This window comes from Stenotrophomonas sp. GD03877 (assembly GCF_029840555.1).
GTDB lineage: Bacteria > Pseudomonadota > Gammaproteobacteria > Xanthomonadales > Xanthomonadaceae > Stenotrophomonas > Stenotrophomonas geniculata.
Genome location: NZ_JAOCCT010000001.1, coordinates 1 through 22,559, shown reverse-complemented (window position 1 = coordinate 22,559; position 22,559 = coordinate 1). Strand labels below are relative to the sequence as shown.

13 protein-coding genes are annotated in these 22,559 nt (G+C 68.9%); all 13 read right to left on the bottom strand.

Going from position 1 to position 22,559, the window contains the following annotated elements:
• Window positions 1–3: 3 nt before the first annotated feature.
• Window positions 4–798, bottom strand: coding sequence for a general secretion pathway protein GspN (locus N5D20_RS00065; protein ID WP_159359783.1), 795 nt, complete (start codon window positions 796–798; stop codon window positions 4–6).
• Window positions 788–1,495, bottom strand: a complete 708-nt coding sequence (gene gspM, locus N5D20_RS00060; RefSeq protein WP_032952327.1) for a type II secretion system protein GspM — start codon at window positions 1,493–1,495, stop codon at window positions 788–790. The genes N5D20_RS00065 and gspM overlap by 11 nt, the downstream gene beginning before the upstream one ends.
• Window positions 1,476–2,621 (bottom strand): PilN domain-containing protein, encoded by a 1,146-nt coding sequence (locus tag N5D20_RS00055; protein ID WP_279914960.1) that lies wholly within the window; start codon window positions 2,619–2,621, stop codon window positions 1,476–1,478. Before N5D20_RS00055 ends, gspM begins: the two co-directional genes overlap by 20 nt.
• Window positions 2,618–3,481: a general secretion pathway protein GspK gene (locus tag N5D20_RS00050; RefSeq protein WP_010482023.1), complete on the bottom strand. Its 864-nt coding sequence runs from the start codon at window positions 3,479–3,481 to the stop codon at window positions 2,618–2,620. Before N5D20_RS00050 ends, N5D20_RS00055 begins: the two co-directional genes overlap by 4 nt.
• A complete protein-coding gene (locus N5D20_RS00045; protein ID WP_279914959.1) occupies window positions 3,478–4,110 on the bottom strand; it encodes a type II secretion system protein J in 633 nt (210 codons plus the stop codon). The genes N5D20_RS00050 and N5D20_RS00045 overlap by 4 nt, the downstream gene beginning before the upstream one ends.
• Window positions 4,107–4,526 carry a prepilin-type N-terminal cleavage/methylation domain-containing protein gene (locus N5D20_RS00040; protein ID WP_010482027.1) on the bottom strand — a complete coding sequence of 140 codons (420 nt, stop codon included), beginning with the start codon at window positions 4,524–4,526 and terminating at the stop codon, window positions 4,107–4,109. Before N5D20_RS00040 ends, N5D20_RS00045 begins: the two co-directional genes overlap by 4 nt.
• Window positions 4,523–5,017, bottom strand: coding sequence for a GspH/FimT family pseudopilin (locus N5D20_RS00035; protein WP_109815202.1), 495 nt, complete (start codon window positions 5,015–5,017; stop codon window positions 4,523–4,525). The genes N5D20_RS00040 and N5D20_RS00035 overlap by 4 nt, the downstream gene beginning before the upstream one ends.
• 6 nt (window positions 5,018–5,023) lie before the next feature.
• Window positions 5,024–5,467 (bottom strand): type II secretion system major pseudopilin GspG, encoded by a 444-nt coding sequence (gene gspG, locus N5D20_RS00030; RefSeq protein ID WP_010482031.1) that lies wholly within the window; start codon window positions 5,465–5,467, stop codon window positions 5,024–5,026.
• A gap of 49 nt (window positions 5,468–5,516) precedes the next feature.
• Window positions 5,517–6,737 carry a type II secretion system F family protein gene (locus N5D20_RS00025; RefSeq protein ID WP_049435124.1) on the bottom strand — a complete coding sequence of 407 codons (1,221 nt, stop codon included), beginning with the start codon at window positions 6,735–6,737 and terminating at the stop codon, window positions 5,517–5,519.
• 24 nt (window positions 6,738–6,761) lie between these two features.
• Window positions 6,762–8,486, bottom strand: coding sequence for a type II secretion system ATPase GspE (gene gspE, locus N5D20_RS00020; RefSeq protein WP_043402652.1), 1,725 nt, complete (start codon window positions 8,484–8,486; stop codon window positions 6,762–6,764).
• A 136-nt stretch (window positions 8,487–8,622) separates the two neighbouring features.
• Window positions 8,623–10,476 carry a S8 family peptidase gene (locus N5D20_RS00015; protein ID WP_019338022.1) on the bottom strand — a complete coding sequence of 618 codons (1,854 nt, stop codon included), beginning with the start codon at window positions 10,474–10,476 and terminating at the stop codon, window positions 8,623–8,625.
• Window positions 10,477–10,633: 157 nt separating this feature from the next.
• Entirely contained in the window at window positions 10,634–17,815 is a 7,182-nt protein-coding gene (locus N5D20_RS00010) for an ESPR-type extended signal peptide-containing protein (RefSeq protein ID WP_279914958.1), read from the bottom strand.
• Between the two features lie 438 nt (window positions 17,816–18,253).
• On the bottom strand, window positions 18,254–22,138 hold the full coding sequence (purL, locus tag N5D20_RS00005; RefSeq protein ID WP_171953826.1) for a phosphoribosylformylglycinamidine synthase: 3,885 nt from the start codon (window positions 22,136–22,138) through the stop codon (window positions 18,254–18,256).
• Between the last annotated feature and the right edge of the window lie 421 nt (window positions 22,139–22,559).

Genomic DNA, 22,559 nt, shown 5'->3' with positions numbered 1-22,559 from the left:
ACTCTATCGGTTGGTGCCATCGCCCGGGGGCGGCGACGGTTGTTGCTGCTGTTGTTGTTGCTGCAGCTGGCGGCGACGGGCCTGGATGCGTTCGCGGATGGCCTGCATCTGCGCTTCGCTGGGGCCGTTGTTGGTGGCAGGCGGTGTGGTGGCCGCCGCAGCCGAGGGCGCGGGCGTACTGGCAGCAGGCGACGGCGATGGAGTTGCCGCAGCCGGCGGCGGTGTCGGCGGAGCACCTGCCGGGGGCGGCACAACGATCGCACCTGCCGGCGGCGCACCGTTGGCGCCGCGCAGCACGGTCGGCGGCTCACCGCCCTGGCCGTTGAAGACCGCCAGTTCCAGCACCTGGTTGCCACCGGGGCCGATCACGGTGGCCTGGCGCGGCTGCAGTGCCACCAGCTGCCAGCCGTCGACGGCTTCACCGTTGAGGCGCAGGCGCAACGAACGGTTCTGTTCGGTGGTGAAGGTGGCCATGCCGAAGTCGCCGGTCAGCAGCACGCCGGTCAGGCGCAGCGCGGCGCTGGCGGCAGGCTCGCTGCCACCGAGCAGGTAGGGCTTCGGCCTGCGGTCCTCGGCGAACAGCGGTCGCTCGCCGATGGCACTGTAGCTGTCGGCGCTGGCCATGCGTTCTGCGGCCAACGGCGGCAGCACCGGCAACGAAGGCACTGCATCGGCATCGCCATCGGCACCTGGCAGCTGGCTGCCCAGGCCGAAGCCGGTGGCCAGCCAGACCGCTGCCGCCCAGCCGGCCAGTGCCAGCAGGAAACCGGTGCGCAGGCTGATCTGCTCAAGCTTCATCGGCCACCTCCTGCCCCTCTTCCGGCACAGCCGGTGAGGGTGCCGGTGCAGCCGAAGGCGGTTGCGGCGCCGCGCCCGGCTCGGCTGCAGGTGCCGGCGCAGCGCCATCGGCAGCGGCACCGGGCAGCAGGTAGCCGGCCAGTTCGAACGACACGTCCAGGCCCAGCCCGGATTCATTCGGCGACTGCTGAAAGCGCTGCGCGATCAGGTTGAGGTTGTCGACGAACAGGCGAGGGCTGCCGGTTTCCAGGCTGTGCAGCACCGTGGCCAGTTCGGCCACACCGCAACGCAGGCGCACCTGCATGGCAACGCGCACGAACTCGGCGTCACGACGGTTGTCGGTCAGTGGCGTGCGGTTGCTGATGGTGCAGCTGCGGTTGCCCGGGCTGGCCATCGCCACCGCATCCTGCAGCTTCGCGCCGAGCGCAGCGGCTGCAGCTTCGGCGGTGGCTTCACGCAGGAAGCCCGGCCGCTGCTGCAGTGCCTCGCGGGTGGCGCGCAGGCGTTGTTCGATCTGCGGCTGCTGCTGCAGCTGCGCCTGCACGCGCTGTTCGCGCTCGCGCAGGGCGGCCACGTCGGCATCGATTTCGCGCAGCGGCTGGGTGAACCAGGGGTGCACCAGCAGCAGGTAGGCCAGGCCCAGCACTGCCAGCAGCAGCGCCAGTGCCAGCCAGCGGTCACGGCGTGCGCTTGGCATCGGCATCGGCCGCCTCCCGGGTCGGGGCCGCAGCCTGCAACGGCTGCAGTTCGGCGGTCATGGTGAAGCGGTCACGGCCACTGGCGGCGCCATCGGCCTGCAGTACGCCGGTCAGATTGACTTTGCGCCACTGCGGCGCGTCCTGCAGCAGCTGCACCAGCTGCGAGGCCTCGCGGCTCAGGCCGATCAGCTGCAGGTTGTTGTTCTCGATGGCCAGCTTTTCCAGGTAGGTGCCCTCCGGCAGGCGCCGGGTCAGTTCATTCCAGATTTCCACCGTTCCGGCGCGCTGGCTGCGCTGCTTTTCCAGGAATGCGGCACCATCGATCAGTGCCTGCAGCTGCGCGCGTTCGCTGGCGACACCACGCGCACTGCGCGCACTGCGTTCAACCTGCGCACGCAGCTCATCGGCGGCGGCACGGCGGTTGTCGAGCAGCTGCAGGGCCGCCAGCACCAGCATCACCAGCGCGGCCACGGCCAGCAGCACATTCCAGCGCCGCGTCGGATCCACCCGCAGCTGGCGCTGCCCCGGCGGCAACAGATTCACCTGCAGGGGGTCACCGTGGGCGTCGATGGCATCGACACCGGCCAGCGCATCGGCCCACTCGCCCACGCTGGCCCGCCACGCTTCAAGCTGGCGCAATGGCCAGGCAACCAGTTCGACCTGCAGCTGGCCTTCGGCCGCGCTCCCGAGTTCACGCACGTCATAGCTGACCTGGCTGGATTCGAACGGCGTCTGGCGGTCGATCTCGAAACCGACCACGGCGCGCAGGCGGTCGGCCGCAGCCGCAGGCAGGCGCAGATGACGACGCAGTACTTCGCTGGCCGGCAGCAACCACACCCGCGGCAGGCTGCGCAGTCGCGGTTCCAGCACGCGGTCCAGTTCGGCCGGCGACAGCGGCCACGGCACGCTGGCCACCGCTTCGCGGCGCTCACCGGCCTCTCGCCAGACCTGCAGCTGGTCACCCTGGCGCTGCAGCAGCAGGCGCGCCTGTGCCCAGCCCAGTGCCCACTGCCAACGTGCCGGCACCCAGGCCAGCAGCGATTGCCGCCACCAGCGCAGGAAACGGCCGGCACCAGGGCCGATCCGGCCCTGCACCTGCCGCACACTGTCCTGCCATGCCGTCATCTTGCTGTCATTCCCTGCTCCCAGCGAAGCACTGTGTAGGACCGCCCGGGAACCCCGCCCGAGCCATTGCGTACCACTGCCTGCAACACCGACCGGCGTCCACTGCCATCGGTTGCACGAGACTCGATACTATAGGTGCCGCTGCTGCTGGCAAGCGTTGTCGCACCGCCAGCGGTATCTGCGTCACGCTCCTGCTGCGCGCGCTGCGCCAGCACGGTATCCGCATCCAGGCCCAGTGCGGTCAGCACCGGCGCGCTGGCGAACTGGGGATCCGGGCGCGCCTGGCGGCTGTACAGGGTCAGGTGCGGCAGCATGGCCTTGTACAGCGGACCGCGCATCCCCAGTACCCGCTGCAGTTCGCCGAGCGTCTCGAAACGCTTGTTGCGCGGGCCATACGGCAACCCGGCCGCCGCATAGTCCGGCGCTTCGGCGCCACCACCCGGCTGCAGCAGGCTGTCTTCATCACGCCAGTCGACAATGGCGCCGGCCATCTGCCGGGCCGCCCCTTCGTCTTCGCCGAGCGCCTTGAGGAACGCGGTCAGCAGGGTCACGTCGGCCAGGTTCAGGTTGATCTTGCCGTTCTCGTCCAGCACCTTGATCTCGATGCTGGCGTCATCGAACTGCCAGCGGTAGGTGCGGCCATCGGCACGCCAGGGCGCCCGCAGCGGATCGGCGGACAGCCGCAGCAGCGCGTACTCCAGGCCGGCCCGCGCCCGTTCCTGGCCGCGTGCGTCGTCATCCAGCACCCGCTGCTGCAGATGCTCGACCCGTGCGCTCAGCGCGAACGCACCGACCAGCGCGGTCATCAATGCGATCAACCACAGCACCAGGACCAGTGCCGCACCGTGTTGCCGGTTCATCGCGCGCCTCCGCTGCCGCCAGCGCGCGGTGCCACCACCAGCGTGGGCCAGGGCGCCCCCTTGGCGGGCACGATCTGGATCTCCACCAGCATCGGCAGGCGACGGGTATCGTCCCAGCGCGGCATCCAGTCGCTCATCTGGCCGGTACTGGCATCGATGCCGCGATAGCGCAGCTGCACCGACTTCAGGTTCTCCACCAGCACTTCCGGTGGGCGCGGCGGATTTTCGGCGATGCGCTCGCCTTCCTGCAGCAGCACCAGGTCCAGCAGCAGGCGCTGCTGGCCATCGCGGCCGTCCACCTGCAGCGCGTGCAGGTAGGCTCCGCCACGGCCGAGGTAACCCGAGAGATCAGCGGCGAACATCATGCGCTGTTCTTCGCCCTGGAAGAAGATCGGTTCGCGGGTGGGATCGGGGACTTCCAGCGGCGTGCGCAGCGCACCGGCCAGCTGCCGCCGCAACAGGGCCTGCACCGCGCGCATGCGCTCACTCTCGGCCGCAATCTGCTCGCCACGCTGGCTGACCGCCATCGCCGAGCGCACGCTGGCGAACGCCAGCGCCAGGCCACCGGCCAACAGCACCGTGGCCAGCATCACTTCAACCAGCGTGAAACCTGCAGCACGGCGCGTCATCGCGCACGCTCCAGATCCGGCGGCAGCAGGCGCAGGCTGCGCCAGCGCAGCTGCTCGCGTTCGCTGTCACCCCAACGCACCTGCAGCTGCAGTTCGGCCAGCCAGGGGGCACCGGCTGACTGTGTCTGCACGACGCTGCCTGCACGTGGCTCCACCCACGGCTGCACCTGCAGTTCCCAGTGGTAGCGTCCCTGCTCCCAGTCGCCCTGCTGGCTGCCCACCTGCAGCGGCGTGGCGACGCCGGTTTCGGCCAGCAACGACTGCGCATGCAGTATTGCGCGCGTGCGCAGTTCGGCCTCACGCACCTGCCTGGCGCCGCCTGACAGGCTGCCCAGCAGCAGGGTCAGCGCCAGCCCGAGCAGGGCAAAGGCGATGATCACTTCCAGCAGGGTGAAGCCGCGGGCGCGCCGCTTCATTGCGCCCGCCAGGGGCCGGAGCGGACCTCACCGGTCAGCCAGCCCACGTCGATGCGCCATTCGGCATCATCACGCTGCAGCCGGATGCGGCCGCCGCTGGAGCCGCCGTCGGGATGGAACTCGATCACGCCCTGTCCTGGCGCGGTGGCCAGCTGCGCGGCGCCTTCGAACTGGACCTGCAGCTGTGCCGGCACGTCGCCGTGGCGCTGGTTGGCGCCTTCCCAGCGCCGCTTGGCCGGCTCGATGACAAAGCGCTGCGGTTCGCCCCGGGCGATCGCCTGCGCGCGCACCACGCGCAGCTGGTTGGCGATGTCCTTGCCGGCGCTGCGCAGCTGCATGCCGGCGAAACCGCGCGACAGGCCGGCAGCGGTGATCAGGCCGATCGCGGCGATCAGCGCGATCACCAGCAGCATTTCCAGCAGCGAAAGGCCCGCTGCGCGCCTGCCGGGCAGGCGCGGGCGTGTCAACCGGCGCGGCAGGAAATGCGACATGCCCGGTTACGGCTGGTAGCGGATGTCAGCGTCGACGCTGCTGCCGCCGGCCTTGCCGTCCTTGCCCAGGCTGATCAGCTCATACGGCTGGCCTTCGCCCGGCGTGCGGTATTCCAGCGCATGGCCCCACGGATCGTTCAGATCGGCCGGCTTGGCATACGGGCCCAACCAGCCACCGACGCCAGCCGGTGCAGTCACCAGATCATTGAGTGAGCCGGGCAGCTTACCGGTATCGATCTGGTAGTTGTCGACCTTGGATGCGACGGTCTGCACCTGTGCCTTGGCGATGTTGGCCTTGCCGCGGTCGGCGCCACCCAGCACGCGGCTGGCGACCAGGGTCAGCACCGCGCCGATCAGCACGATGACGATGATGATCTCCAGCAGGCTCATGCCCGACTGGTTGCGCGCGGCGGTGAAGGAAAGGCGGATCGGTCGACGGGAAGCAATCATGGTCGGTCCTTTCAGTTGCGGAGTGTCGAGGTTGCGTAGGGATCCATCGTCAACCGATGGCATTGGTCAGGTCGTACAGCGGCACCAGCACGGCGACGATCACCGCGCCGACCACCGAGGCCAGTACGAGAGTGATCGCCGGCACCATCGCCGCCAGCAGGCGGTCGATGCGCCGGGCGCTGTCCTGTTCGAAGGTATCGGCCGCTTTCAGCAGCATGGTATCGAGTGCACCGGATTCCTCACCGACCTGGATCATCTGCAGCGCCAGGCGCGGGAAACGCTTGCCGCGCGACAGCGCCAGCGACAGGCCGGTACCGTTCTTCACTTCATCCGCGGCGGCTTCCACATCGGCGGCCAGCGCGCGGTTGCCCAGTACATTGCGGGCGATGCCCAGGGCACCCAGCAGCGGCACCCCATTGCGCAGCAGCGTGCCCAGCGTGCGGGCCAGCCGCGCGGTTTCCAGTTCACCCAGCAGGCGCCCGATGCCGCGACGCTGCAGCAGCCAGCCATCCAGCGCCAGCCGGAAGGCGGGTTGCCGTGCCTTGCGTTCGAAGAACAGCGCCAGCACCGCCGGCACCACCAGCAGCAACACCCACCAGTCACGCACGAACAGGCCCAGCTGCAGTACCGCGTTGGTGAACCACGGCAGCGCCACATCCAGGCTCTCGTACATCTGCGCGAACTGCGGCACCACGTAGCCGAGCAGGAACAGCAGTGCGCCGCCCACCACCACCAGCAGGATGGCCGGGTACACCAGCGCGTTGATCACCTTGCCCTGCAGGGCCCGGCTGCGTTCGAGGTAGTCGGCCAGGCGCTGCAGGGTTTCGTGCAGGCTGCCGCCGGCCTCACCGGCACGCACCATGTTCACGTACAGGCGCGAGAACAACCCATGCTGGCGCTCCAGTGCGGTCGACAGCGGCGCACCACCGCGCACCACATCGCGGATGTCGGTGATCGCGCGGCGCGAGCGTTCGTCTTCCGGCAGGCCGAGCAGGATCGACAGCGCGCGATCCAGCGGCTGGCCTGCACCGAGCAGTGTCGCCAGCTGCTGGGTGAACTGCAGCAATGCCGCACCCTGCAGCGGCCGTTGGCGGAACAGGTTGCGCCAATTGCTGCCACCGATCGCACCGCCATCGGCCAGCTGGGTCTCCATCGGCAGGTGACCCTGGTCCTGCAGGCGCGCGACCAGTTCGGCCTCGCTGGCCGCTTCCATCTGCCCGTCGAAGATCTCGCCGTGCGGATTCAGTGCCTTGTAACGGTAGGTCGGCATGTCAGCCCCGGCGTCCTGCGCGCATCAGCTTTCCTCGGTGACACGCAGGACTTCCTCGATGGTCGTCTGGCCACTGAGGGCCTTGGACAGGCCATCTTCGTACATCGTGCGCATGCCCGCTTCGCGGGCAATGCGTTCGATCTCGCCCATGCCATCGCGGCGCATCACCGCGCGCCGCAGCGCATCGTTCATCACCAGGAATTCCATGATGGTGGTGCGGCCGAGATAACCGGTCGGCGCCAGCGCGGAGGGCTTCGGGCGATACAGGTGGATCGGCCCTTCCGGCTGCAGGCGGCGCAGCTCGAAGCGTTCGATTTCCTCCGGCGAGGCCTCATAGCGCTCGGCGTGGGTTGGTTCCAGCCGGCGCACCAGGCGCTGGGCAAGGATGCCGTTGATGGTGGACGTGAGCAGGTAGTCTTCCACGCCCATGTCGAGCAGGCGGGTGATGCCACCCGCTGCGTTGTTGGTATGCAGGGTGGACAGCACCAGGTGGCCGGTCAACGCCGACTGGATCGCAATGCGCGCGGTTTCCAGGTCGCGCATTTCGCCGATCATGATGATGTCCGGATCCTGGCGCACGATGCTGCGCAGGGCGTTGGCGAAGTCCAGGCCGATCTGCGGCTTGGCCTGGATCTGGTTGATGCCCTCGATCTGGTATTCCACCGGGTCTTCGACCGTGATGATCTTGACGTCGGCGGTATTGAGCTGGCTCAGCGCGGTATACAGCGTGGTGGTCTTGCCCGAGCCGGTGGGGCCGGTCACCAGCAGGATGCCATGCGGCTGCTCCAGCACCTTGCGGAACTGCGGCAGGAACGCATCGGTGAAGCCGAGGCGGTGGAAATCGAACACCACCGTTTCGCGGTCCAGCAATCGCATCACCACGCTTTCGCCGTGCGCGGTCGGTACCGTGCTCACGCGCAGGTCCAGCTCCTTGCCCTGCACGCGCAGCATGATGCGGCCATCCTGCGGCAGGCGGCGCTCTGCGATGTTGAGCCGGGCCATGATCTTGATGCGGCTGATCACCGCCGCGGTGAGGTTGGCCGGCGGGCTTTCGCCCTCCACCAGTACACCGTCGACGCGGTAGCGCACCTTCAGCCGGCTCTCGAATGGTTCGACATGGATGTCCGACGCGCGCAGCTCCACTGCACGCTGGATCACCAGGTTGACCAGGCGGATCACCGGCGCTTCCGAGGCGAGGTCGCGCAGGTGCTCGATGTCATCGACCGCACCGCCCTCGCCATCGGCGGTTTCGACGATCGCGCCCATCGCGCTGCGGCCCTGGCCGAACCAGCGCTCGACCAGGTCATCGATCTCCGCACGCATGCCCAGCACCGGCGTCACCGGCACGCCCAGTGCCAGCTGCACCGCCTGCTGCGGGTAGGGATCGTGGGCGTCGGCCAGCCACAGCCGTACGCCCTGTTCATCCAGGGCCAGCGGGCAGACGTGGAACTGCTTGAGGAAGCGCAGTGACAACGGCAGGCCTTCCGCCAGCCCTTGTGGCGGTGCTTCCGGCAGCTGCTTGCCTTCCAGCAGCGGCAGGCCCAGCACTTCGGCGCTGGCCTGTGCCTGGTCACGCTCGGACACCAGCCCCAGCCGCACCAGCAGGCCCAGCAGGCTGCCGCCGGCCTCTGCGTGCAGCGGCCGCGCACGTGCCAGATCGCCTTCCTTCAGCCGGCCGCGCGCCAGCAGCGCATCCAGGATGCGGCCTTCAGCGTTGTCGGCAGCGGCGGTAGCAGCAAGCGCGTTCACATGACTCTCCTGTCAATCGGCTCGACTTTAACAGTTAAGCCATGATTTCCGCCGCCCCTCCACCACCTTTCGTAAAAAGACGAAGCCCGTCACACGGGATGACGGGCTTCGGCCATTCAATTACGACAGTTCCAGCTTACTGCGTGGCAAGGATGCTCACGCCGTTGTAGGCTGCTTCGCCGACTACCTTGATGTAGTAGGTACCGGCCACCGGCTTGTTCACCCGCACCGTCTCGGACGTGCCCGGACGGGTCGACTTGGCGTCGTTGTCGCTGGCGCTCGGTTCACGCCCCTGCGCGATGTAGACCGAGACATTGCCGGTGCCACCGTAGGTGATCACGCTGAGCTGCTTGCCGGCGACGGCTTCGAAGCTGTACAGGCGGCTGCTGGCGGCGGCACCGTTCAGGCCACCCACGGCGGCCTTGTTGGTCAGCGGCGTGGCCACCGGCCCGCAGTTCTCGGTGCACGGTTCTTCCAGTGCCTTGGCCAGCGCGGCCTTGGCATCGAGAATACCGGTACCGATCGGGGTCGCCGCCGGAATGGTGACCGGGAACGGACGTGCGGTTTCCTTCAACAGGGTACGCATCGCGGCCGGGGTCAACGGATCCTTGCCCTTGGCGATCAGCGCGCTCTGCACCAGTGCGGCAACGGCGGCCACATGCGGCGAGGCCATCGAGGTACCGCCCATGCCCATGTAGCCCGGCGTGCCCGATTCCGGCGTGGTGGCCGCATTGGAGCCGGTCTGCCAGATGTAGCCGCCCGGGTTGCCGTCCACACTGCCACCACCACCCGGACCGGACAGGTCCACGCGGGTGCCGTAGTTGGAGTAGTAGGTGATGCCACCGGTGATGCGGGTGGCACCCACGGTCACCACGCCTTCGCAGCTGGCCGGCTGGTACTTGGACGCGTTGTCGGCTTCATTGCCGGCCGCCACCACCACGGTGGTACCGCGCGAGATCGCGCCGTTGATCGCGTCCTGGTAGGTGCTGGCGCAGGCGCCACCGCCGCCCAGGCTCATGTTGATGATCTCGGCCGGATTGGTGTTGGCCGGAATGCCGGCCACCGTGCCACCCGATGCCCAGACCACCGCATCGGCGATGTCGGACAGGTAGCCACCGCACTTACCGAGCACGCGCACCGGCAGTACCTTGGCCTTGTAGGCGACACCGGCCATGCCGACGCCGTTGTTGGTCTGCTCGGCCACGGTGCCGGCGACGTGGGTGCCGTGCCAGGAACTGTCTTCGGCCAGCGAACCGTCATAGCACTCGTTGTCGTTCTCGACCCAATCACCGTAGTCCTGCGCACCCGGCACGCGATCGTTGGTCGGGCGCCGCGAGGTCTCCGCGTCGCTGATGAAGTCATAACCCTCCAGCAGGTTGCCGACCAGGTCCGGATGCTGCGGCAGGATGCCGGTATCGATCACCGCCACCACGATGCCCTCACCCTGCGAGACATCCCATGCCGCCGGTGCGTTGATGCCGCCGACCGCATTGTGCAGATGCCACTGGTTCTGCTGGTAGAAGGGATCGTTCGGCACCAGCGCCGGCTGTACGTTGCCGGCACGCAGTTCGGTGCGGCGCAGCTTCACGTCGGCTTCGGCGTACTGCACCGACGGGTCGGCCTTCAGCTCTTTCAGTACGCGCTGCAGTTCGGCCGGGGCCAGGCGGCCCTGCACACGGATGAGGTCCGCCCCGGTAGACAGCTTGCGGACCACCTGCGGGCCGAGCGTGCTGGCGCGGGATGTGCCGCCGGAGAGGCTGGCACGGGTCAGTGCGGACTGCACGGTGGACAGCTTCGCCGAGCGGTCAGTGGCGGCAGCAGCACCGGCCCGGTACTTGACGATGATGCGCTCGGTTCCCGGCTGGGCGGTGCTGGCCTGGCGCACCGGTTCACGGGTCGGCAGTCCAGCGGCGTGGACGGCACCGACAGCCGTCATCGACAGCACGGCGGCGGCAAGCACATTGATGCGAAGGTTCTGCTTCTTGATCACGTCGAATTCCTCTTCTGGGTCATGGATCGAACCAACACTGCGGCCATCATTCCTTGACGACTCCCGGCCGGCCCAGCCGGGATTGCCGTGACCTCCCCCCAGGCCCTCACTGCAGGTGCTGCGCCGGCGTGGGTGGCCGCCGGCGCGATGGAGTGGCTTACCAGCCGAAGCCGGCACCGACGCCAACCGAGCTGTCGTCGCTGCTGAAGGCACCACCGAAGGTCACCGTGGCGCGATCGCTGATCGCACGCTGGTAGCCCAGCGACAACGCCGACTCGCCGCCCTGGAAGCCAATGCCGACGCCGACCCGGTTCTGGGTGCGGATACCGGCGGCACTGGTGGCCATGTTGAGCATCGCCGCGCTCATCGCCCCCTGGCGGTCGATGCGGCGATCCATGTGGCGCAGGCGTCCGTCGATTTCGCCCTTGAACACATCGAAGCTGTCGGCGACGGCCTGGACGCGGCTGTCGGTGTAGCTGTTGGCCGTGGCCATGCCACGGTCGAGCTGGCCCTTGTTGACCGCATCGGTGGCCGTGGTACCGGCCGCCACGTTGGTGACCTGGCGCTCGTTGCCTTCGCTGCCCACCGAGACCGTGTTGGCACGATCGGCAACCGAGCCCTGCCCCAGTGCCACCGCGTTTGCCGCGCTGGCATTGGCGCCCTGGCCGATGGCGGTGGACGAAGCGCCACTGGCGACCGCGCCCTCGCCCATGGCGACGGCATTGAAGCCCGTCGCCGGGGTGCCGACCGGAATCCCGGCACCGGCGGCGGCTGCGGTCGGCGTGCCCTGCACGCGCGCGGTGCCGGCCGGTGCCGCGTCGGCCGTTGCAGGTGCATCAGCGGCGCTGGCCAGCGGGCTGTCATCCAGCGGGGTACTCATTGCGCGCAGGCTGGCAGTTCCGGCACGCGTGCCACCGGCGGTGCGGCGGTCGATCTCGCTGACCTTGCGGTCCAGCGCGCCGAGCGCATCGCCGACGTTGCTGTAGGTGGCGCCCTGGATCACGTAGTTCGGCGCCACGAACACACCCTGCATGCCAACGCTGGCACCACCGCCGAGGAAGCTGGCGGCATCACTGAGCGACTGGAACAGCTGGCCGCCGTTGATCGCCTGGCGACTGCCCGCAGCGATGCTGCCGGCACCGACGTTGTCGATGGTGGTGCCCTGGAAACCGGACAGGGTCAGGCGGTCACGGCTGGCGTCGTCATAGCCGACTGCGCTGGCCGCCGTGGTTTCCACGGTGGCGATGCGCGAATCGAAATCACCGACGCGGGTTTCCACCGCGCCCACCCGCTGGTTGGTGACGTTGAGCTGCGAACCGGTGATGGCATCGCTGCTGCCGGCGGCGATGCGGCCATCGGCCACATTGACGATGCGGCGCGTGGCCGGACCATCGGTGCCATTGCCACCGCCGACCGACACCACGTTGGCATCGAGTGCACGCGAACCGGCACCCAGCGCCACCGAGTTCGCGCCCGATGCGCCGGCGCTGGTGCCCAGTGCCAGGGCACCGTTGCCGATGGCCATCGCGTTGGCACCCAGGGCATTGCTGCGTGCGCCGCTGGCAGTGGCTGCCGACCCGATCGCGGCGGCATCGCTGCCGTTGGCACTGGCGGTACCTGCGCCGGTGGCCTTGACGTAGCGGGCCGTGCCATCGGCGGTCGCCGCGACCGCATCGAGCTGGCCACGATTGACCGCATCGGTGCGCTCGGTACCGGCAGCGACACGGGTGATCTGACGATCACTGCTCGCGCTGCCGACCGACACAGTGTTGGCACGGTCGGCGACCGAGCCCGCGCCCAACGCCACGCTGCCTGCGGCACTGGCGGTGGCACTCACACCTACCGCCGTGGCATTGGCGCCGGTTGCCTTGCTGCCGTAGCCGGCCGCGGTACCCAGGCGACCGCTGGCCTCGGCATAGCTGCCCAGCGCAGACGCACCATCGGCCGAGGCATTGGCGCGGAAACCACTGGCCTGCGACTGGGTGCCGCTGGCCGTGGCCTGCGCACCGCTGGCGGTACTGTAGGCACCCTTGGCCTGGGCACCGGCGCCGGTAGCACTGGCGCCGAGTTCGCTGGCGCTGGCGCCACTGCCCACGGCTACGCTGTCGACACCTCCGGCCTGCGCCGCGTTGCCGAGCGCCGCCGCATTGTTGCCGGTGGCCAGCGCATCGAAGCCCACGGCAGTGGCATTGGCGGCCATGGCATTGGCGCCGCTGCCCAGCGCGGTGGCGCCGTTGCCGATGGCATTGGCCGCATTGCCGGCTGCCAGTGCGTTGTCGCCGTCGACCAGTGCACCGGCTTCGCCATCGGCATTGCCGCTGGCCTGGAACTGCAGGCTGGTCTTGTCGGCGACGCTGGCGACCGCATCCAGCTGGCCCTTGTTCACCGCATCGGTGGCTTCGGTGCCCGCCGCGACGTGGGTCACCTGGCGCTCACCGCCGGCCTTGCCGACGGCTACGGTGTTGTCACGGTCAGCCTTGGAGCCAGCACCGAGCGCGACGCTGTTGCTGCCATTGGCGGTGGCGTTGGCCCCCAGCGCGGTGGCGCTGCTGCCTGCCGCCCACGAGTTCCAGCCAATCGCGGTCGCGTAGTCCTCGGTGGCCCATGCACCGGCGCCGAACGCCGCCGCACCGGTCCCACTGGCACGCGACGGGATCAGGCCGAAGAAGGTGCTGCCGCCGATGGCCACGCTCTCCTCGCCACTGGCTTCGCTGGACTGACCCACGGCAACGGCACCGGTACCGGCCGCCGCGGCACCGAAGCCGACTGCAGTGGTGTTGGCAGCGCTGGCCGCCGAGCCATAGCCCAGAGCGGTGCCGAGGCGACCGCTGGCTTCGGCGTAGCCACCCACCGCGGTGGTGCCATCAGCCGAAGCCGCGCTGCGGAAACCGCTTGCGAGCGCCTGCCCGCCGCTGGCATTGGCTTCTGTACCTGTGGCCGTGCTGTAGGCGCCGCTGGCCTGTGCACGCGCCCCCACCGCGCTTGCACCAACCTCGCTGGCGCCGGCACCGCTGCCCAGGGCCAGGCTGTCCTCGCCGGTGGCCTGTGCCGTGCTGCCCAGGGCAGCCGCGTTGCTGCCGGTGGCCAGCGCATCGATGCCCACGGCGGTGGCGTTGGCGGCCAGCGCATTGGCACCGCTGCCGAGCGCGGTGGCACCGTTGCCGATCGCGTTGGCCGCATCACCGGCCGCCAGCGCGTTGTCACCCTCCACCAGCGCGCCGGTTTCACCGTCGGCGTTGCCGCTGGCCTGGAACTGCCGGCGGGTCTTTTCCGCTGCCGCGGCGACGGCGTCGAGCTGGTTCTTGTTGACCGCATCATTGCCCTGCGTGCCATCGGCCACATTGGTGATCTGGCGGGTGTTGCCACCGCCGCCCACCGACACGGTGTTGTCGCGATCGGCGATCGAATCGGCACCCAGCGCCACGCTGTTGGCACCGCGCGATTCGGCGGCATTGCCCAGCGCGGTGCTGTTGATGCCGCCCGACCAGGCACCACCACCCACCGCGGTGGAGTAGTTGCCCGAGGCCTCGGTGGCCAGCACGCCGAACAACGAACCACCGACGGCGACGCTGTTGGTGCCGGTCGCCAGGCTGCCCTGGCCGGTGGCGGTGCTGTAGGCGCCGGAGGCTTCCGAATCGCCACCCACCGCCACACTGTTGGAACCGGAGGCATTGGCGAAGTTGCCGAACGCGGTGGCATTGAAGGCCGAGGCCTGTGCATAGCCACCGATGGCAGTGCTGTAACCGCCGCTGGCTTCGGCACCGATACCGAAGGCCGCCGACGCCGTACCACTGGCCACGCTCTCGCTGCCGACAGCGGTGGCCGCGTCGCCGCTGGCATTGCTGAAGTAGCCCACGGCCACGGCTTCTTCGCCGGACGCTTCGGACAGCACGCCATTGGCAGTGCTACCGGCGCCGCTGGCGATGCTGGCCGCACCGAACGCCGCGCTCTGCTCGCCGCTGGCTTCGCTTTCCGCACCCTGCGCGGTGGCGTACTCGCCCGTGGCCTGTGCGTTGGCACCGACAGCGCTGGCGTTGGCCGCGGTTGCCAGTGCATTGAAACCCAGCGCCTGTGCGTTGCTGGCCAGCGCGTTGGCGCCGCTGCCCAGTGCGGTGGCGCCATTGCCGATGGCGTTGGCGGCATCACCGGCCGCCAGTGCGTTGTCACCCTCCACCAGTGCACCGGCTACGTCGTCGCCGTTGCCGCTGGCCTGGAAGAAGCGGCTGGTGGTGGTGGCGGTGGTCGCAACCGCATCCAGCTGTGCCTTGTTCACTGCGTCGGTGGCCTGGGTGCCCGCGGCGACGTTGGTGACCTGGCGTTCGTTGCCGCTGCTACCCACCGATACCGTACGTGCACGACTGGCAACCGAACCGGCACCGAGCGCGACAGCGTTGCTGGCGCTGGCGTTACTGCCGGCGCCAAGCGCGATCGCGCTTTCACCACCGGCCACTGTATTGGTGCCGATGGCGATGCTGTTGATGCTGTTGCCCAGCGCCTGGAAGCCCAGTGCCACGCTGTTGTCGCCATAGCCGAAGGCACCGCGGCCGACCGCCGTGGAACTGGCGCCGTTGGCCCAGCTGTTGTAACCGATGGACGTGGCGCCGCTGCCACTGGCCCACGCCGCATTACCGAACGCCGAGGCATTGGTGGCGGTGGCCCATGCACCCGAACCGAATGCTGCTGCACCACTGGCAGTGGCCCAGCTGTAGCCGCCTACTGCGGTGCTGTCATCGCTGCTGGCGAAGGCGCTGTCGCCGACCGCGACCGCATAGCTGCCGGTGGCGCGCGACTTGCCGCCGGCGGCGAAGCTGTTGTCACCACTGGCCTTGGCCGCGTTGCCGAAGGCGCTGCTGGCAGCCCCGGTGGCCTGCGCGCCACTGCCCACCGCAGTGGCATCGGCGACGGCAGTGGTGCCCACCTGCTGTGCCGTGCCATCGGCACCGATGATCGGCTGGTTGAACTCGTCGTAGGCCTGGCCGAGGCCACCGATGGCGACACCGCCATTGCCGGTGGCTGCGCTGTTGCGGCCCACGGCCACGCTGTCATCGCCGATGGCCGACGCAGCCGCGCCATGGGCTACTGCGCCGGCGCCGATCGCATTGCTCGACGAACCGGCGGCGACGGCGCCCTCGCCCTCGGCCAGCGCGCCGGCATCGCTGTCGGCTTCCGGCTGTGCCTGGAAGAAGCGCGCGGTGCTGTCGGCGGTGCTGGCCACGGCATCGAGCTGCGCCTTGTTCACTGCATCGGTGGCTTCGCTGCCCGCAGCAACGCTGGTGATCTGCCGCTCGTTGCCTGCACTGCCAACGGCCACGCTGTTGGCACGCACCGCTTCGGAGTTCGCGCCAAGCGCGACGCTGTTGGTGCCGCGTGCGGTGGCGTAGTAACCCACTGCAGTGCTCTGCGCACCGCTGGCCCAGGTCTGCGCGCCCAGCGCACTGGCGTTCTCACCCGGTGCATAGGCGAAGTAGCCAACAGCGGTGGCTTCAGCACCGGAGGCTTCGCTCAGGCTGCCGTTGGCCACCGCACGATCGCCACTGGCGATGGCGCCGGCACCGACGGCGGTCGCGGCTTCGCCGCTGGCCTGGGTCTGCACGAAGAAGCCCAGGCCGGGAATCAGGTCGGCCGGGCCACCGATGGCGACGCTGCTGGTGCCGGTCGCATTGCTCTGGGTACCCAGTGCGGTGGAATAGTCGCCGATGGCATTGGCCACCGCACCGAACGCGGATGCCTGCGCGCCGGCCGCATAGGCACCCACACCGTAGGACGACGCCGCAAATCCGCTGGCTTCGGCACTGGCGCCCACCGCGGTGCCACCGACGCCTGCGCTGGTCGCGCCGGTTTCCACCGGTACGCCGCCACTGGTGATCAGCGGGTTGCCGTCGGCATCCACCGCAGCACCACCCACGGCAACGCTGCCTGGACCGTTGGCCTGCGCGTTGTTGCCGAACGCGGCACTGTTCTGGCCCGAGGCCAGTGCGTTGTTGCCCACGGCGGTCGCGTTCTGCGCGACGGCCGTTGCCCCGGCACCGACGGCCGTGGTGCCGTTGCCGAGGGCGTTGGCGGCCTCGCCGGCGGCCAGCGCGTCGTCACCTTCAGCCAGTGCACCGGCATCGCTGTTGCTGCTGCCGGTGGCCTGGAAGCGCTTGGCGGTGGCATCGGCCACGGCGGCCACGTCCTTCAGCTGGCCGACATTGACGGCATCGTTGTCTTCGGTGCCCGCAGCGACGCTGGTGATCTGCCGGGTCAGGCCGTACTCGGCAGCGCCGACGGACACGGTATCGACACGGTCGGCCAGCGAACCCGCGCCCAGCGCCACGCTGCCGGTGGCAACCGCAGCGGAATTCGAACCCAGCGCGGTGCTGTATTCACCGACAGCAGTGCTGAACGCACCGACTGCGATCGACGCTTCGTTGGCGGCGGTGGCGCCGCGGCCCAATGCGGTGCTGCCCGGGCCCATCGCCACGGCACCGCCGCCGACAGCGGTCGCGCCATCGGCGGTGGCTTCGGACAAGGCACCCAGTGCGGTGGCCGCGCCATTCTCGCTTGCGGCATAGGCACTGGCGCCGACGGCGGTGTCACCAAGACCGAACGCGGCAGCACTCTGCCCGACCACCACGCTGGCGTCACCGATCGCCAATGCGCCCTGGCCGAACGCGCTTGCGCCCAGGCCCGCGGCAATGGCCTGGGTACCGATGGCGGTGGTGGCGTTGGCCAGCGACTGTGCACCCGCACCCGCCGCAACCGCGCCCTGGCCGTCGATCTTCGCCGCGTCGCTGTCATCACCTGCGCCGTCGGCCTTGAAATAGCGGTTTCCATCTGCGGCGACATCGGCCAGCGCGGCCTGCGTGGCGCGCGCCTGCGCATCCAGCTGTGACTTGTTCACCGCATCGGTGGCCTGGGTGCCTGCGGCAACATGGGTGATCTGGCGTTCCTTGCCGGTATCACCCACGGACACCGTGTTGGCCCGCGTGGCCTTGGAGCCGGCGCCCAGCGCTACGCTGTTGGCGGCAGTGGCGCTGCTGTTGCTGCCGATCGCCACCGCGTTGCTGCCCTTGGCGCTGGCCGAGCCTTCGATCAGGCACTTTTCGAGCAGCTTGCCGCTGAATGCCACGCAGGTGGCGCTGCCGCCGATCTGCACCGACTGTGCTGCGGCGGTGCCGCTCATGCCCACCCCCAATACCAGGCCCAGTGCCACCGCCAGCAGTGCGGGCGTGGCCTGCGTCGCATCGCGGCGCTGGTCGACGACCCCACCACTGCTGCTGTCGGAGGAAGCCAGTTCCGAGGCCACCACCAACTGACCCAATGCTTTATTCCAGACCTTGCGATAAATCCGATTCATCGGTACGGCTCCTGATTGGACTGGTTTTGGGCAAAGCAACGCCACCGCTGGGCTTTCCGGCCCAACGTCCCCTGGGGGCGTTTATTCGCGTGATTTACTGCGGGGTATTGCCGAACGGCGCGCAGCGACAGAAAACCGAGCGCGTGCGCCAACCGGTTACTGCGAAATGAATGATTCTGAAACGGGGTTCAAGTGTTAACGGCAACTTTCCAAATCGTCAAGACTTTGACACGACAAATCCTATTGCCGTGAAGCAGTTCACCCTTTCACCTGTTTATGAAAGTGTTTTGTTAGGCAAGCGTGACGAAGTTCCGCCGCATGAAAATCGATGTAACTAGCGGTCGGGACAGGAGTTTCACGCGCGCATAGAAAAACCCGCCGATCAACGGCGGGTTTTTCCGTACGCAGCGGCATTGCGGCCTGCGCAGAACGCTGCGATCAGCCGCACCATACCCGCGCGTTGCGGAACATGCGCATCCACGGCGAGTCACCCTGCCACTCGGCCGGCGCCCAGCTCATGTTGAGCGCGCGCGGCGTGCGTTCCGGGTGCGGCATCATGATGGTGACGCGGCCGTCGCTGCTGGTCAGGCCGGTGATGCCGTCCGGCGAACCGTTCGGGTTCAGCGGGTACTGGCTGGCCACGTTGCCGTTGCCATCGATGTAGCGCAGCGAAACGCGAGCGGCTGCCTGGTCGACGGCATTGTCGAACACGGCCTGGCCTTCACCATGCGCCACCGCCACCTGCAGGCGCGAACCAGCCATGCCACGCAGCAGGATCGACGGCGACTCCACCACTTCCAGCAGCGCGGTACGGGCTTCGAACTGCTCACTGGCGTTGCGGCGGAACTGCGGCCAGTGCTCGGCCCCCGGAATGATGCCCTTGAGCTGGCTCATCATCTGGCAACCGTTGCACACGCCCAGCGCGAAGCTGTCCTCGCGCGCGAAGAACGCGGCAAAGGCATCACGCAGCGCACTGCGCTCCAGGATCGAGGTGGCCCAGCCGCGGCCGGCACCCAGCACGTCGCCGTAGCTGAAGCCACCGCAGGCGACCAGGCCGGTGAAGTCCTGCAATGCCACGCGGCCTTCGATCAGGTCGCTCATATGCACGTCGAAGGCGCGGAAGCCGGCACGTTCGAAGGCGTTGGCCATTTCGATCTGGCCGTTGACGCCCTGCTCGCGCAGTACCGCCACGTGCGGACGCGCGCCGGTGCTGATGAACGGGGCGGCCACATCTTCATTGAGGTCGAAGCTGAGCTTGGGCTTCAGGCCCGGCGCAGTGAAGGCACGGGCGATCTCGCGCTCGGCATCGGCATTGGCCGGGTTGTCGCGGCGCTTCTGCATCGCGTGGGTGACCGACCACCAGGCGTCGAACAGCGCTTCCCAGCGCCATTCGGCCAGGTTCTCGCCGGCCAGCGACACGCGCACCACCGGTGCGGTGGTCGGCTTGGCGATGCGCTGTGCACACTCGATCAGTGCATGGCGCTCGACCAGGTCGGCAAAGGCGGCGCGGTCTTCGCGGGCGATCTGCACCACCGCGCCCAGCTCTTCATTGAACAGGCTGCGGAACGGATCGTCGCCCCAGGCATCGAGGGTGATGTCCAGGCCCAGCCGCGAGGTGAAGGCCATTTCGCACAGCGCGGCGAAGGCGCCGCCGTCGCTGCGGTCGTGGTAAGCCAGCAGCAGGCCGGCCTGGCGCGCATCGCGGATCAGCTCGAAGAAGCCACGCAGGCGCTGCGGGTCGTCCAGGTCCGGTGCGGCGCCGGCGAAGGCCGGCAGGTCGCCGTGGTCGGCATGCACCTGCGCCAGGATCGAACCGCCCAGGCGCTGCTTGCCGGCGCCGAGGCCGATCAACCACAGCTCGCTGTCCACATCACGGTCGAGCAGCGGGGTCAGCTGCTGGCGCACGTCGGCCACCGGCGCGAACGCCGAGATCACCAGCGACACCGGCGACACGCTCTTGTGCGCTTCGCCCTGGTCGTGCCACTGCGCCTGCATCGACAGCGAGTCCTTGCCGACCGGGATGCTGATGTCCAGCTGCGGGCACAGTTCCATGCCCACCGCCTTCACCGCGTCGTACAGCAGCGCGTCTTCGCCGGGGTGGCCGGCCGCGGCCATCCAGTTCGCCGACAGCTTGATCTCATCCAGCGCATCGACCGGGGCCGCGCACAGGTTGGTCAGCGCTTCGCCCACCGCCATGCGTGCCGAAGCAGCCGCATCGAGCAGGGCCAGCGGGGTGCGCTCGCCGATCGACATCGCTTCGCCGGCCACACCGTCGAAGTCGGCCAGGGTGATCGCCACGTCGGCCACCGGCAGCTGCCACGGGCCGACCATCTGTTCGCGCGCGGTCAGGCCACCGACGCTGCGGTCACCGATGGTGACCAGGAAGTTCTTCGAAGCGACCGTCGGGTGCGCGAGCACGCGCAGGCCGGCGTCCTGCAGGTCCAGGCCGCCGGTCTTCAGCGCCGGCCAGCGCGGTGCCGGCGGGTGCGCGGTGTCGCGGTGCATCTTCGGCGGCTTGCCGAACAGCACGTCCATCGGCAGGTCGATCGGCGCGTCGGCCGGGGTATGGCCCGGCACGGCGCCGTAGGCGACCACCAGGTGCTCTTCAGCGGTGGCCACGCCAACGGCAGCGAACGGGCAGCGCTCGCGGGCGCACAGCGCGGCGAACTCGGCCAGGCGCTCCTGGGCCACGCCCAGCACATAGCGTTCCTGCGACTCGTTGCACCACAGCTGCATCGGCGACAGCGACGGGTCATCGGTGGGCACCTTGCCCAGGTCGATCACGCCGCCGACCTTGGAGTCGTGCAGCAGTTCGGGGATGGCATTGGACAGGCCACCGGCACCGACGTCATGGAAGAACTTGATCGGGTTGTTGGCGCCCATCGCCACGCAGCGGTCGATGACCTCCTGGCAGCGACGCTCCATTTCCGGGTTGTCGCGCTGCACGCTGGCGAAGTCCAGGTCCTCGGCGCTCTCGCCGGAGGCCACCGAACTGGCGGCGCCGCCGCCCAGGCCGATCAGCATTGCCGGGCCACCCAGCACGATGACCGCATCACCGGCCTGCAGCGGGATCTTGTCGACCTGCACGCGGTCGATCGCGCCAAGGCCACCGGCCAGCATGATCGGCTTGTCGTAGGCGCGCACCAGATCGGCGCCTTCAGGCAACTCGAAGCTGCGGAAGTAGCCGAGCAGGTTCGGGCGGCCGAATTCGTTGTTGAACGCGGCACCGCCCAGCGGGCCGTCAGTCATGATTTCCAGCGCCGGCGCCATGCGCGGGTTCAGCGCGCGCGGTGCTTCCCACGGCTGCGGCAGCTCCGGGATGCGCAGGTGCGAGACCGAGAAACCGGACAGGCCTGCCTTCGGCTTGCCGCCGCGACCGGTTGCGCCTTCGTCGCGGATCTCGCCACCGTTGCCGGTCGATGCGCCCGGGAACGGTGCGATCGCGGTCGGGTGGTTGTGCGTTTCCACCTTGATCTGGAACGCGCTGGGCACCTGTGCTTCGCGGCGGTATTCGCCGCTGGCCGGGTCCGGGCGGTAACGCGAGGCCGGATGGCCTTCAATCACCGCCGCATTGTCGCTGTACGCGCTGAGCGTGTGCTGCGGGGTCTGCTGGTGGGTGTTCTTGATCATCCGGAACAGCGAACGGTCCTGTTCCTGGCCGTCGATGGTCCAGCTGGCGTTGAAGATCTTGTGGCGGCAGTGCTCGGAATTGGCCTGCGCGAACATCATCAGTTCGACATCGGACGGCGCGCGGCCCAGCGCGGTGAAGCGTTCGCGCAGGTAGTCGATCTCGTCCTGGGCCATGGCCAGGCCGAGGCGCTGGTTGGCGGCCTCCAGCTGGTCCACCGGCACGCGTTCCAGTTCGCCACGGGCCGGCGCCGAGAACAGCGCCTGGCCCTGCTCCACGGTCTCCAGCACCGACTGCGTCATCGGGTCGTGCAGCGCCTTGACCAGCGCCTGCTGGGCGGCGGCATCGGCCGGCCAGCCCTGCACGTCGATGCGCAGGCCGCGCTCGACCCGGCTCACCGGCTGCCCGGCACCGCGGACCAGCTCGGTGGCCTTGCTCGACCACGGCGACAGCGTGCCCAGGCGCGGCACCACGATGCGGCTGACCGCGCCGTCGGCCACGGCTTCTGCCTGCGGCGCAGCTTCGAGGATGCGGCACAGGGTGGCGAGGTCGGGAGCGGCGCTTCCTTCGGGCTGCACGAAGTAGACGTGCCAGGCACCGCTGATGCGCAGGGAGGGAGCGATGGACTGCAGGCGGGATTCAAGACGTTCGCGGCGGAACGGCGACAGGGCGGGCGCGCCCTCGAGGACCATCATGTCCGGGGAACCGTAGTTGGGAAACGGGCCCGACATTGTACCGGAAGCGGGGGAAGGGCTTTGGCCGGGCGGCGCCCGGCACCCGCCGAAGCTGGGGCAACGGCAACGGCCCAAGCAACAGCCAAAGCAAAGGCGGACATTTCGTGGGCTGGCGGGGCGGTGGGGGCCAGCAGGACACGCCGTAAACCCATCCATGGGGGCTCGATGGCGCCATCCATGGCGCCAACGGTCCTGCTGGCCCCCACCGCCCCGCCTCCGACAGATTTCCGCGATCTGCGGGAACGGCACGGGGTCGGATCCCGTTGCTTCGCAACGGGCTCTGACCCTGGATTTGTCGCGATATCTGATAGATCCATCCACGCATGGCGTGGATGGGAGCGAAGCGACCGGCTTTTGCTTTTGCTTTTGCTTTTGATTTTTT